At 39.1% G+C, this 14109-nt stretch carries 8 protein-coding genes; 4 read left to right on the plus strand and 4 right to left on the minus strand.

Going from position 1 to position 14109, the window contains the following annotated elements:
• Positions 1–124 precede the first annotated feature (124 nt).
• The 4 genes from JMX83_RS15365 to JMX83_RS08610 are packed head-to-tail and all read right to left on the minus strand — an operon-like array spanning position 125 to position 5853.
• Positions 125–247, minus strand: a complete 123-nt coding sequence (locus tag JMX83_RS15365; RefSeq protein WP_265089516.1) for a hypothetical protein — start codon at positions 245–247, stop codon at positions 125–127.
• Positions 240–2084, minus strand: coding sequence for a DUF262 domain-containing protein (locus tag JMX83_RS08600; protein ID WP_201600675.1), 1845 nt, complete (start codon positions 2082–2084; stop codon positions 240–242). The genes JMX83_RS15365 and JMX83_RS08600 overlap by 8 nt, the downstream gene beginning before the upstream one ends.
• A 17-nt stretch (positions 2085–2101) precedes the next feature.
• Positions 2102–3424 carry a restriction endonuclease subunit S gene (locus JMX83_RS08605; protein WP_201600678.1) on the minus strand — a complete coding sequence of 441 codons (1323 nt, stop codon included), beginning with the start codon at positions 3422–3424 and terminating at the stop codon, positions 2102–2104.
• The gene (locus JMX83_RS08610) at positions 3424–5853 is read right to left on the minus strand and encodes a type I restriction-modification system subunit M (RefSeq protein WP_201600681.1); all 2430 of its coding nucleotides are present in this window, start codon (positions 5851–5853) and stop codon (positions 3424–3426) included. The genes JMX83_RS08605 and JMX83_RS08610 overlap by 1 nt, the downstream gene beginning before the upstream one ends.
• A 540-nt stretch (positions 5854–6393) precedes the next feature.
• Between JMX83_RS08610 and zorA the strand changes: the two genes are divergently transcribed.
• Genes zorA through JMX83_RS08630 form a run of 4 tightly spaced genes read left to right on the plus strand, consistent with a single transcriptional unit; the run spans position 6394 to position 13874 of the window.
• Entirely contained in the window at positions 6394–8460 is a 2067-nt protein-coding gene (gene zorA / locus JMX83_RS08615) for an anti-phage ZorAB system protein ZorA (protein ID WP_201600684.1), read from the plus strand.
• Positions 8461–8478: 18 nt separating this feature from the next.
• The gene (gene zorB1, locus JMX83_RS08620; RefSeq protein WP_201600687.1) at positions 8479–9210 is read left to right on the plus strand and encodes a type I Zorya anti-phage system protein ZorB1; all 732 of its coding nucleotides are present in this window, start codon (positions 8479–8481) and stop codon (positions 9208–9210) included.
• Between the two features lie 5 nt (positions 9211–9215).
• Positions 9216–10637 (plus strand): EH signature domain-containing protein, encoded by a 1422-nt coding sequence (locus tag JMX83_RS08625; protein WP_201600689.1) that lies wholly within the window; start codon positions 9216–9218, stop codon positions 10635–10637.
• 9 nt (positions 10638–10646) lie between these two features.
• On the plus strand, positions 10647–13874 hold the full coding sequence (locus JMX83_RS08630; protein ID WP_201600691.1) for a DEAD/DEAH box helicase: 3228 nt from the start codon (positions 10647–10649) through the stop codon (positions 13872–13874).
• The last annotated feature ends 235 nt before the right edge of the window (positions 13875–14109 follow it).

Raw genomic sequence — 14109 nt, forward strand, 5'->3', positions numbered from 1 at the left:
GGGTAATCGTCTTTAGCTTCAATTAGCATACGGACGGCGCGCTCTTTCATTTCAGGGGTATAGTTTCGTGTTTTCATTGTCGTATTCTCTCAGAAAATTGAGTCTCCGACAATTCCGGGGCGGTTCAGTTTCTAACTTCATGTTGCTCTTCTCTGCCTTGAGCGTAGTCACGTTGGATAATTGGAATTTCAACACGCTCGACTCTATTAAATAACTCGCAAAACGTTATTTTTTCACCCTTATCCATGGTTAAGCTCCTTGCTACAGAAAAAATCAGTAAATGTGTCTATCATCGCCTGTTGATAATCTGAGCTATCTTTGTCTTTCCAAAACAGCATTTCATCTACGTTTTTACTATAGTATTTTAAAAACACGTTTTTAGTGCATAAAGGGACATAAGTGGCTTGTTTATCAAGTTCAATAATGCATTTTCTTTTAATAGGGAAAATAGCATTCTTATAGCTACGATTGGTGCCGCTATCAAGTAAGGTTAAATTACCTATAGAGTTATCTACTTCATCATCACTACTAGGGTTATAAAATTGAGTGACACGCTGATATAACTCTTCAAACTGTGAGTACTTGAACGAAGATCTATTCAGACTAGTCGCTTGTTCTTTAATTAGCTGTGCTTCAGTAGATTGTTTATCTGATAGGCGTTTTTCTTGATCAAGAGTGTCATCATCAGATATATAATCGATTATCTGTTCTAACCACTGTGCTTGTAATTTTGGATTTTTTGGCATGTCTGAAGCGACAGAGCGTATATGCTCTATATCCCATTCATCTAATTTGTAGCGCTCAAACTCAAATCTAGCATTCGAGCTAGGACTGTTGAGCAAGCTAACTATATTAAACAGCAATAAGACACCACGTATTTGATTATGCTGTTTATTGCTCTCATAACTGAGTGAGGATACGAGTGTCTCGATAATACTTTCAAGTTTTTCAAAAGATTGAGACGGATTTTGAGAGTCAATAAATATTGATTGGATTATTTTATTAAGCAGCCTGGTTCTAAAGTCACTTTTACTATGGCTATTATTTCTAGTTTTAAGTATATCCTTGATGTCATGCCCTTGATGAATCAAATAGCCAATTAAGTGATAAAGTGAGCGATCGTTAAACCACTCTTCGAGTACCATAAATACTCGTTTAATTTCAAGCCATTCATCACTGACATCAATGTCATCACTTTCAAGCCATGAGCTGAATTGCAAAAAGGTTCTTAGCTTGTCGCTTTCAAGAATATTATTTGCACAATCTAGTTGTGCAGCTCTAAGATCTAGTACAAACTCTATGCGGTTGTCTCTCTTATCTTCTTTGCTTAAAAAATACCAAAAAGCGTCATCTTGTAAGCTCTTTTCAATAGAGTCCCACTCTTGTGATATCTTGACCTGCTCTAAGTCAACGATGATGCTTTTGTTCTCATTATTCTGATTTTCGTTGCGTTTGAAGTTGCTAGATTTTAGGAATAATGCTTTAACAAGTTCTGCATTAACCAATGGGATTTTACCCATGTTTAATCGGGTAAACACTTCGGTGGCATTTTCATGTTCGCTGAGTTCATACCATATAAACTTGACGTTAGGTTCTATATCATCACTATTCAACAGGGTTTGAGTGAGCTTGAAGGGTAGCATAGGATCTTCATCGTCAAACCATTCTTCAATAGCTACTTTTGCGTTACTGATATGGAAATAATCAATATTGTTTTTTGCAAGATCATTATTTATTTTTTTTAGAAAAGCTTCGGAATCTGCTCTTGTCTCATAGCTGAGCTGATAGCATGACTTAATTACTTTAGGAAATAGTTCCTGTAGATAATTTAAAATAATATAAATAGTGGTTAAACGCTGCTGACCATCTACAACCTCCCATTTATCCTCATTTTTTTTAACGACTATAGGCTGTAAGCAATAGAACTCACTCTTTTTAGCTTTATATTGGAATTCTTTAATGTCGTTCAGTAGGTCGGTTACTTGACGTGTAGTCCAGCGGTAACCTCTTTGATAAGCAGGTATAAAAAATTGTTCATCCAATAAATCACTTATTGTTTTCATCTCTAGTTGATTGTCTTGCATATTACTTCCTTGTAATTTTAGTGTGTCAACCGCACTTTGCCAGTCAACAGCTGCTGCATCATGCCTTGCTTGATATCTTTAGTTTTCTCTAAGCGCTGCTGTAATGCTTGGATCTCGGCATCCATATTAGAAAGGATAGTGGCAATGGCGGTTTGTTCTTTTGTAGTCATTGGTAAATAAATAGGAAGCCTCTGTATCAAGCCAGCTGTATAACTCATTTGTTTAGTGCCTTGGCAATACTTGAGCGCCAATTCATTGCCGTTATATACATACCAATGATATAAGTACTTAGACGTAAGGTGCTTATTAGGGTATATAGCCATACAAGACTGGTTAGTAGTGGATGGTTTTCCTATAATGCCGCAAGATCCACGGGTGCCAGCTGCTTCAAGACCGGTAATAGCCATTAAAAATGTGCCAGTAGGATGTATTTTGAGATTAGTTTTTTCTATAGCATTATCACTAATTTTTTCTATCGTATCGTTAATAACACAATAGTTTAGTTCGCCACTAGTAATCCAACGATTTGTTCCTTTGTAGAACGATTCATTACCTCTATAAGGCGTTGCACCTGCACTACAATAATATATTACTTCGCGCATAGTACTTAGAGCCCAATCCTCAGGAATCCGCCCCAATTCAGTCTGTTTAAACCCTTTTGGATTACCATCGTCACGAGTGGCAAACTCAGGCAGGCGAGTTTTGCCAGTGAGTAGCTGCTGCATTGTTCCTGTTTTAATCGCTTCTTTTTTCGCAATCAGCTTTTCTAGTGAGCCGATTAAATTATCGACATCAGATAGGGCAGTGGCGATGGCGGTTTGTTCTTCGATACTTGGTAACGGAATCAATAATCTACCATATTCATTCCCATTAATACCTGGTTGTCCGCTTCTCATCGAATTGACGATTACCCAAGCCCAGTACTGCTCAGTTTTTAGATATTGATGTAAGTATTTTGGATTAAGCTGCTTTTCATTAGGTGATACCTTTATCAGAAAGCCAGCGTAGATAAGAGTACCGTCTTCTTTTCTATATAAATAAGATTTACCTACACTTGCACCGGTTCTCGCTAATACGATATCGCCTTCATTTAGAATATACGAGCTCGAAAAAGGGCTGTTTACTCCAACTACCTTTTCAGGTGAATAATATCCATCCTCTGATATATCTGTAATACGAATATAAACTGGCAAATTTCCAGTTAAAGGAACCGCTGCGGCATTAATTCCATATTTAGGAGGTTCTTTAAGCAAAGATTTCAAAGGTTCGACTTCCCAATCCTTGGGAATAACTCCTACCTCAGTTTGCTTATAATCTTCAGGCATTTTGACCTCACTCATTACGCCACTCCCATCGCTTGCAGATGCGCTTGCACTTTTTGGCTCAACGTTTCCACTTCATCTACAATTTGCGATAAAGGCTCAGCATAGCGCTCATCTAACTCCTTGATACGATTGGCAAGCTGGGCGGTGATACGCTCAATCTCATCTTCGATACGCCCTTGTAGTGTGGCGTGCCATTTATCATCTATTAATAGCGTTTTGATAGCCGCTTCATCCAAGGTCGGGTAGTGCTTAAATACGGCTAGATCTAAGGCATCTTGTGCTTCTTTCAATGACTTTTTCGCATTGGCTTCTAGCTCAAAATAAGCGAGTAATTTCTTAAGTGCATTGATTTCATCGCTATCACGCGCAAGCTTGAGACGTGCATTGACGCTCGACTTAGTAAAGCTGCCTTTATCAGTGGCGGCATCCGCTAGTAAGCCTTCCTCATCACCATGCTCTTCCGTATAGTCAGCTATGGTACTCGAGGCAGTATCTAGCTCAGCTTGCATTTCATCGATATGGGCTTGCTCATCGCTATAGTAGCGCGCAATGATAAGCGCAGGCGGGATCAGCTCCGCTTTATATTTCACCTTATTAATAATCAGGTCAGGCTCTTCTTTAAGCTTTTCACCTTTTGCCACGACTAGCTTGCGCAGCTGACTACCCACTTGCCAGCCATCTTGACTAATAGCATAGACATCGTCTTGCAAGCTTTCACTCCAGTAGTCCATCAAGATTTGATAAATATCGTATTTATCGAGTAGGGGTGCTATTTCGTAGCGTTGTAGCAAATCTTCACTGATTTTATGAATAAGCGCTTTGGGTCTATCACCTTTTGCTATTTCACTCAGCTGTATGGCTTGCCACCAGTCATTGAATGGCGTTAGGCTTTGCTCAGCAAAGGCAATAAACTCAGGATGAGCCAATACTGCCGCTTTGACCTCAGTCGATGCTACGAGACACTGGCGGTAATCCTCTCTACTATGCGCCATTTCAGAGAATAGCGTCTTGCGTAAGTTAGGTAATACTTGCCAATAAGACTCTAGAGAGTCGATATCGGCGACGGGGATACCGCCTTTTAAATGTGCGGTTAGATCATGTTGATCTTCATTAATACTGCCATCAATATAGCGCGGAATGTTTAAGTTATAGTCGTTATCAATGATTTCATCGAGCTGTATCATTCGGCTATAACCATCTAGAGTAACTTGAGAGTTAAAGACATCGACGATTTTGTGAATATCTTGGCTACGTAAGCGGTTTTTATTACCGTCTTTCATGTAGCCGCGGCTGGCATCGACCATAAATAGACCTGCATCACCTTTGGCTCGGCTCTGTGCGGTATTTTTATCAATTACGATGATGCAAGCAGGGATGCCTGTACCGTAGAATAGATTGGCTGGCAAGCCAATGATACCTTTGATATAGCCTTGCTTTATTAGGTTCTGGCGGATATACGCCTCGGCATTGCCTCGGAACAGCACGCCATGGGGCAGAATTACAGCACCAACACCAGTGCTTTTTAGGCTTTTGATAATATGCAGGAGGAAAGCGTAATCACCGTTCTTCTCAGGCGGAATACCCCAAGTAAAACGATCAAACTCATCCGACTCTGGGTTTAAGCCACTGGTCCAGTTTTTATTACTAAATGGCGGGTTAGCCACGATAAAATCAAAAGTCTTGAGCTGACTGCCTTCTGCAAAGTGCGGAGAGGATAGGGTGTTGCCTTTGTAGATGTCAGCGCCTGTTGCGCCATGTAAAATCATATTCATCTTTGCCAATGCGGTAGTCGCAAAGTCCATCTCTTGACCATAGATAGTTAAGCCACGTGGCGCTTCATCACTGACCTTTAATAGCAGAGAACCTGAACCACACGCCGGGTCATAGACCGTTGCGTCTTGTGGTGTATCATCATCTACCCCAATAATCTTGGCTAGGATACGTGACACTTCCGATGGCGTATAAAACTGACCCTTTGACTTACCAGACTCAGTAGCGAAATGACGCATTAGAAATTCGTAAGCATCGCCTAGTAAGTCATCACCATCAGCACGGTTGCCCGATAGATCTAATCCCTCAAAGATGCCGATTAGCTTCGATAAGCGGTCGATATGCTCTTTGCCTTTACCCAGCTTTTCTTCATCGTTAAAGTCCGCAACGTCAATGACACCGCGCAAACCATTGGCTTCAGCTAGCTTCGCGATAATTTTATCGACCTTTTCACCTATTTCTTTATCACCCTTTAGTGCGACCATATCCTCGAAGCTACCACCTTCTGGTACTACGATATCGCCAAAAGCATCGTCTTTATATTTATCAGACACATACTTCATAAATAGCATGGTCAATACGTAGTCTTTGTATTGACTCGCATCCATACCACCACGTAACTCGTTACAGCTTGCCCAAAGGGTAGAATAAATTTCGGTTTTTTTAAGTGCCATAGTTATAAGTCTTATGATTAGAAGAGGTTTTATTAGTAAAGAAATTATCGAAGAATGGTATCACATTATCGCTCGTTTGCTCACCGTATAGGTTGACTTAAAGGATTAATGGTATTGACCTCAGTGTAGTTATAGTACTGCTAAATGAGAAGGGTGTTTGAAGAAAAATAAATGCTATGTGTCATCTAGTGTCGTGAGAGATTAGCGGTAATGTGAACGATAGCTACTTTTTAAACAAAAATATAAATGCATTTAGATATCAATTCTCGATATTTTCTGATCATCTATTGTCAACAACTTCCCAATCATTTGTTTATTACCTCCAGTCTGATTAATTTTGATAAACAATAATTGGTTTATGTTACTATTCTCTTTTTGTAAGTTACAGCTTGTAATTAAGGTTATGTAATACCGTCAAATATATTTGTTGACGTACCTCTTTCTCATAAATTTAAGCTGACATTAACTTAGTGATATTTAGGATTGATAAGTTAAATAGTATAACTTTCAATCTCTTATTTGATGGGATAGGTGATATTGATGGATTGGTTAAAAGTAGCGCAGTTTTCGCAAGGCTATTATGTTTTCCCTGCAATAATTTTCATCTTTATTGCTTACATCAGTTTGCGGTTTTTCCTAAATTATTTAAGTCCTGCTAAGGAACTAAACCATAAAATATCACAACTAGCTGATGAATTAGACAAGCTTGATGACAACCCTAATCTTGATAAAGATTCATTAGATGCAAAGTTTGATGGCAACCCTTCTTTGAAGCAAGCTTGGATAAGCTATAAAAAAACCTTTCATGATACTTATGAAACAGTGGATGGCGAAGCTAAGGTAGCTTATTCACGGGCAACGGTACCAAGCGAGGTATTTTTTACGGAATCCATTGTTGTCGATATACCGTTGAAGGTGGATTTTTATAAGCATCTACCAGGCATTATTACTGGTGTCGGTATTATCGTAACATTTCTTGGTTTGCTAATTGGACTGTTAGCGTTCGACCCTGCCGGCAATCCTGACAAGGTTCAAGACAGTTTAGCGTTATTGCTAACAGGTGTCGCAGAAGCCTTTATGGCCTCTGGCTTAGCTATCGCAGCTGCCATGGTTATTACTTGGCGTGAAAAATCATGGCTTAGACAGTGCTACGCACAATTACAACGGTTAAATACAGCCATTGATAACGCTTTTACTGCTGACGAAAGTGGTGAGGAGTATCTAGCCAAGCTACTGAAGTCATCTCAAGCAAACGAGGTGAATGCCAGGCAGCTTAAAGACAGCTTAGTTAATGACTTAAAAGCTATGATGACTAACTTGGTTGAAGAAAATAAAAGAAATCAAGCTGCCTTTGCAACTCAGTTAACTGATTCTTATGCTCAAACAAGTCAATCGATGGCAACCCAGATTGGCGATTCGATCAAGGATAGCCTTCAAGATCCTTTAGATAAGATTGCCTCGAGCGTGCAGCAGGTAAGCGGTGACCAAGGATCGGCTGTACAAGAACTTATGACTGATGTGCTAGCCGCGTTTATGAGTAAGTTAGAAACAACATTTGGTGGTCAAATGACAGGTATGAGTGAAATGATGACGCAGTCTGTCACTGCCATGCGTGAGATGCAGTCAGGGTTTTCTCAGCTAATTACAGATATGCAAACCAACAGTGAAGTGTCGACCAAAACGTTAGAGACCCAGATGGCAAAAATGATGGATGATATTCATCAAAAGCAAAATGAGATGTCTACCCAAATGACTGAAATGGTAGAAAATCTATCTGCAGGTTCGGCCAAGATTGGCGATCAAGGGCTGCATGCTGTTGAGCAGCTAGATAACAAAGTATCAGAAATGGTGTCGGGTTTAGGTACTTCAATGTCAGGTCTGTTATCAAATGTGGCAGAGCAACGTATCGATCAGGATCGCCAAATATTAGACAATCAACAAAAATTGCATGAGCAGTCATCTGTATTGATTGATAACTTAGGTAGTGAAATTAAAGAGCTGATTGTTCATAGCCAAAATGCAGTTCAAAGTCATAAAGAAAATATCCAAAAACTGTCTCAAGTGACCACCGATAGTATTACTGGTATGAATACTGGCGCAGACAAGATGCGCTTAGCTTCTGAGCAGTTTACGACAGCTGGTAGCTCACTAGTTACAGTGACTGGTAAAACCTCAGAACTTATTGCAGAGGTGAATACCACTTCAACCAACATGACCAGTGCAAGTAGTAACCTTATTGAGTTGATAAGAGATTATAAGAACTCTCAAAACAGCGTTAATATTGCTATTGAAACACTAGAGAATCTTATTCAGCAGTCAAAGTCTGAAGCTGGCATGAGTAGTAAAATGCTTAATGACATGCAGAATATGACCACAGCTTTAGACAAAGTGAAGATGGAAATGCAAGAGTATCTATCAGAGGTAAGTGATGTTTTGGTGAAGAGCTTTGATAGTTTTGGCACCTCCGTTGAAAGCAGTCTAAATCATTCGTTATTGTCTTTTGATAATACACTTGACCAAGCTGTCAAACGTCTGGCAACTGGTGTTGAAGGTCTAGGTGATGTAGTAGAAAACCTTGAAGATCTTACGCAAAAAACCAGACGCTAATTCGGGAGTGTATCGCTAATGATTGGTAATAGGTACGCTAAGAAGCATCGTTCAAAAGATGAGGGTGAAAAACCTTTTTGGATTTCATTTGCTGATTTGATGACAGCGCTAATGACATTGTTTTTGGTAGTGATGGCAGTATCTTTAATGGTCGTCACTAAGAAAATTAATGAAGCCACGCAAGCAGAAAAAGAACGCAGTTCAGAGGTCTTAGATATTTGTACTAGTATTAAAGACGACCCTACTTTAAAGAATCAGTTGATCACCGTAGACTGTAAAGAGAACCGTATAAATTTTGGTGAAGCGGGTCGGTTTGGGTACAACGATTACCGATTGAATGCAGAGGGTATAAAAGCGCTAAGTGCTTTGGTGCCAGTTGTCTTAGAAGCTGCTAATAGTGAGAATGGCAAAAAATGGTTTAAGCAAATTGTGATTGAAGGTTTTACAGATACAGATGGATCGTATTTATATAACCTCAATTTAAGCTTGCGTCGTTCGGAGTGGGTGATGTGTAGCTTATTGGATCCCACATTTAATCAAGAACTGGATTTAACTGACACGCAGAAAAATCAAATTAAACAGCTGTTTCTAGCGGGCGGTGTGTCATTTAATTCAGCAAAAGACAGTAAAGAAGCCTCGCGCCGTGTAGAGCTACGAATGCAGTTTTATGGTTTAAAAGAAAAAGACAGTGCTGAGGCGCAGCCTATTTTTGTTTCTGCTCCTATTGAAACCTGTCAGCTGGCAAGGTGAATGTGATGAGTATCGCTATATTAAAGCAGAGGCTGAATCAGAGTGTCGATAATTTTTCTGAAGCCGACCAAGTACATAATAAATTTGTCAAACCGACCAAATTAATGAAGACATTAGCGCTCATTGAACGTAAGTTTGATGATATGGAAAATACGCAGCCTATCGAAGAAAAGATTGCCAACTCGATTTTAAAGTTAGAAGAGCATGGCAAAGACTATTTGACAAAACGTGACTGGAAGAACTTAGCTTGGTCACTCAGCAAAAAGCTTTTAAATTATGAGGATAAGATACTTTTCACCTTTATAGGTGGCCAGCTTATTGAGCATTTTAGCAAAATGGATACTGAGTCACTAAAGTCTGTCTATTTTCCGCTGCTGTACAGTTATTTTGCAGTAGAACAAGATGAGATAAACAAACGGCCCAATAACTGGATTCAGCTCAGAAATATCTTAAATAACAATCGCTCTACGTTATTTCAAGCCACGCTTAAGCCTAAAAAATGGCTTATCACGTTAACGGATCATCCTGAAGTACTTTCACTAGATCCTTCAAAACGATTCATTCGTGATTTTTTACAGAATAGCGATGACAGCAGAGTTAACAATCAGTTAGAAAGTTTGAGCATTGCACCAAATAGCTGGTTTTGGGACAGTTTGATTAACACATCTATCAAGTCTGTTAAGACCATGAAAGAAGAGGATTACTTTAAAGTGATTCCACGTTTTTTACTGCTATTAGAAAGAAATCCAATCTATACCACCGCTATTTTAACAGCTCTACTTGAACGTTATGCCTCTACCTCAAAACGCGCAGTCGTACATGAAGCTTTAAAGCACGTCTGTTTGACGCAATGGGATAATCCGCAATACGATTCATCAGCAGGCTGGCGCAATGTCAGTTCAGACACTAAAAAAATGGTAATTCAGTGGTTTGTTCGAGCCGACTTAGAAGCTTTCTTCAAATTATTCAGCCAAACAGCTGATGTCGACCGCTTTGATTATTGGATTAAATTTATTGATAAAATCTCTTTTTCTCAGATATTTTTAGGCCCAACCGCCGTGCAATCTAGACATGCTGAGCATAGAAAGTTCAGAGAGCTTAATCATGGCAGATTAAAAAATATTACGGGTTCTACTCCTAGTAATAATGCTTTTTTACTAAAAATTGATAACGTTCATATTGTTGATTTTTCAGATACTGGGAATGCTTGCTATGGGTATAGTGACTTACCTTTTAATCTTAGTAAGAAAAATATAACGGTTCATGAATTAAAGAGCAAACAGCATTCAATATTTAAAAGTGATTCTGGTCGAGCAACGAGTTTGAGCCATTCAGGAAACTGGGAAGCAAAATTTGATAAAAAACTCGCTGAGCTAGGCGTCTTTGCCAGCCAATCCAGTAGTCCAAAATACAAAAAACGTTATTAAAGAGCTGATATGAAACTAGCGTTCTGGAAAAGAAAAAAATCCGTTGAGCATGCTTCTGCAGAAGATGCAGTAGAAAGTATCGTGCCTTTACAGCTGCAATACGATGATATTGGCTTAAAGCACTGCTATACAGCTGTGGCTAAAACGGATGCAGATTTCTATTGGGAGAGTTTGGCTGATGAGGAGGTCGCATATCAGTCGGATGATAACTATATCTTACCATGGGAAGAGCTTTTTCAGATCCAACAAGACTCTGAGCATGATGGCGTTATTGACCTGCTCAACCTGCCGTCCTCAAATGATTTATACCCGATTATTCGTAGTGAAAATGGTATAAGTGATTCGGATTTTCAAATTATTTTGGATGGCTGGTGTGATAACAACAAGGTTAAATTCAAAGGCTCCGTCAAGCGTACAGGGGCAATCATTAGTCTTGCCGGTAAAGAGCATCTGTTGAGTGAGGCGACTTGGAAGCTATTAGAGAAAATCAAAGAATTCTCTCGTGTCACGGATAAAAACAAATCATTAAACCAAAAATATTGGGCACAAATACGCAGTTTAGCGAATAAAAGTGAAGCGAACTTAGATGAGTTTCTGCGTAAAACCATCGTACTTGCCCCAGAGGAGCTGCAACTCAATCTTCGTAAAAATTTAGTGAGTACTGAGTCAGTGGTAGAGGTGCAGCCTGACTTTAAAGACTCGCCCTCAAATTGGTTACAAACTTTTGATAAATATAATGACGTTCAAAACGAATATACAATCAGTTTACCAGAAGGTGGTTTGGCACACGTCATCATCGATCCACAAGTTAAAAGTGTACTCAATGAAATTAAGAAGATGCCAAATCGTCGGATAGCTGGTGAGCGTGCACAAACCTTTTTGCATAATCCTTTTGCGCAGTTAGGTGAAGATGCCGTCGAGGTTATCTCCTCAGAGGGTTTTGAGAAGTCCAAAGAAGAGGCAGAAATCTATAGCTACCGTTTGCTAATAGATAAAACTTATGATGAATTATCACATTTTAGTTTGGCTCAATTAACATTGCATGAAAACTCGAGTCGAGAAAAAGATCCTATTCTTTTGGAGCTTTCAAATCTAGAGCAAGCTCAACATTTTATCGCAACTTATGAGCGATCATCACCTGTTTTCCTATGGGTAGGTTACAGCATAGATAGAACCAACTACTTAGATAACCAGATAGAAGCGCTAAAGAGCGATCTAGAAAAAATTCAACAGTATGATGACGAATTACAAGCTAGGACTGTACTAGATTTAAGCAATTACAGCGATCGAGTGATTGGTATTGGCGAAGCTGAAAAACTGAGCTCTGAAGCCATTCAAAAAGACAGTGGCGAATCCGAATGGTTACCACAGAACCTTATTGACGAATCAAGCAACTTATCTCAGTTTACTTCCGAAAATACTGATGCCAGTACTGAACTGCTTGAGCAGCGTATCCAGCATGCAGAGGCAGAAGGGGAGGACTTTGTTCTACACCCAGATAGTAATGTATCTATTGCATTAGAAGATGCAAAAAACTTACTTGATGAGCTTCATGAGTCAAAAGGTGAGAGCCCAGCTGAAAAAGATGTTGAACAAGAGCAGCTAGATACTGATGAAAAAAAGAAAAAATTTACCTTATTGATTGCCAACAATATCGATGAGGCTGACTTTACTAAGAAGAGAGCTGAAATTCTGAATTTTGATGAAAGTAATCGACCTCCGGCCAGATTGCCATCGAGTTTTAGAAGCCAAGAATTTAGTCTAAAAAAGCATCAAGAATATGGTATCTCTTGGCTACAAAACCTATATCAGTATGCACCAATTCAGGTAAGTGGTTGCTTGTTAGCGGATGATATGGGATTAGGAAAAACGCTGCAGTTACTTTGTTTTATCGGTGAGTATTTAGAAACTGCAGAATCTAAAAAACCTGCACTGGTCGTAGCGCCAGTTTCTTTACTCGAAAACTGGGAATCTGAAATAAATAGGTTTTTTAGCGCAAAATTTGGAAAAGTCTTAAGTTTATATGGCGATAACTTAAAGCAGCGAAAAATACCGAAGCACTTAATATCCTCTCAATTAAGAAATGATTACGGAATAACGAATTTGCTTGAAGAGGATTGGTTAGATGGTGCAGATATCGTACTGACTACTTATGAGACCATGCGAGACCTTGAGTTCTCTTTAGGAAGGGTGGATTGGAGTGTCATGATATGTGATGAAGCACAAAAAATAAAAGTGCCCACCGCCATGGTGACTAAAGCCGCTAAAGCCCAGAAAGCAGATTTTAAGATTGCTTGTACAGGTACGCCTGTAGAAAACTCACTGGTTGACCTATGGTGCTTATTTGATTTTATACAAGAAAATCTACTAGGTTCGCTTAGTGAGTTTAATAAAGAGTATCGTCGTCCTATTGAAAAGAAAGATGATGAAGATAGCGCGATAATAGATGAGCTTCGTCAATTGATTGAGCCACAAGTATTAAGACGTATGAAGCATGATGTCGCTGAGCTACCAGCAAAACACGAAGTTAATGATTGTAAAAATATTGAAATATCAACGCTGCAGCGCACACTCTATAAACAAGTATCAAATGATTATAAAAATTTATCTGAGCAAGGCCACAAAGGCGTTATGTTAAAAGCGCTACATGACATGCGAATGATTTGTGCTCATCCTCTAAAGTTTCAACGACAAGCGAGTATCAGTGATTCGCCTAAAGCCAAATGGTTAATAGACACTTTAGAGACCATAAAACAAAAATATGAGAAGGTGATTATTTTCACTGAGTTTAGAGATATTCAATTATTTTTAAAACGCCTTCTCCTTGAGCGATATGGATTAAGCGTTACTACAGTGAACGGAGATTCAAATACTAACAGCAGAAAAGGCTTAACCCGGCAGGGCATTATTGATCAGTTCCAAGAAGTGAATGGTTTTAATGTGATTATCTTATCCACGGTTGCAGTTGGCTTTGGTGTGAATATCCAAAAAGCGAATCATGTGATCCACTATACACGTAGTTGGAACCCAGCTAAGGAAGATCAAGCAACTGATAGAGCCTACCGAATTGGGCAAGATAAAGAGGTTTACGTGTACTATCCATCTATTGCAGCAACTGATTTTGAGACGTTTGAGATTAAACTGGATAAGCTACTATCAAGTAAGCGTAGTCTTGCCGATGATATGTTGAAACCAAACGTAGAGCTCACTCAAGAACTGATTCAGTCGATTTATTGAGTAAGACTTTTAACGAAGGGCGGGGTTATATTTAATCCTTATCTACTACTGCCGTTAATTATTAGTGACATAGATAAAGGTATGACGCCCTGATGATCTAGCAAAAATTTCATAGCAGTGGAAAGTTTCATAAGTTGACTACAACGAACTTAAGCATAGCTAGCTTTGCTCTATCTACTTATTTTAGGAATATTTTTTAATGTGATAATCCTTGAGATTAACAAGGTTATTAGTA

Origin of the sequence: Psychrobacter piscatorii (assembly GCF_904846415.1) — a bacterium.
In the GTDB taxonomy this organism is placed as follows: Bacteria; Pseudomonadota; Gammaproteobacteria; order Pseudomonadales; family Moraxellaceae; genus Psychrobacter; species Psychrobacter piscatorii.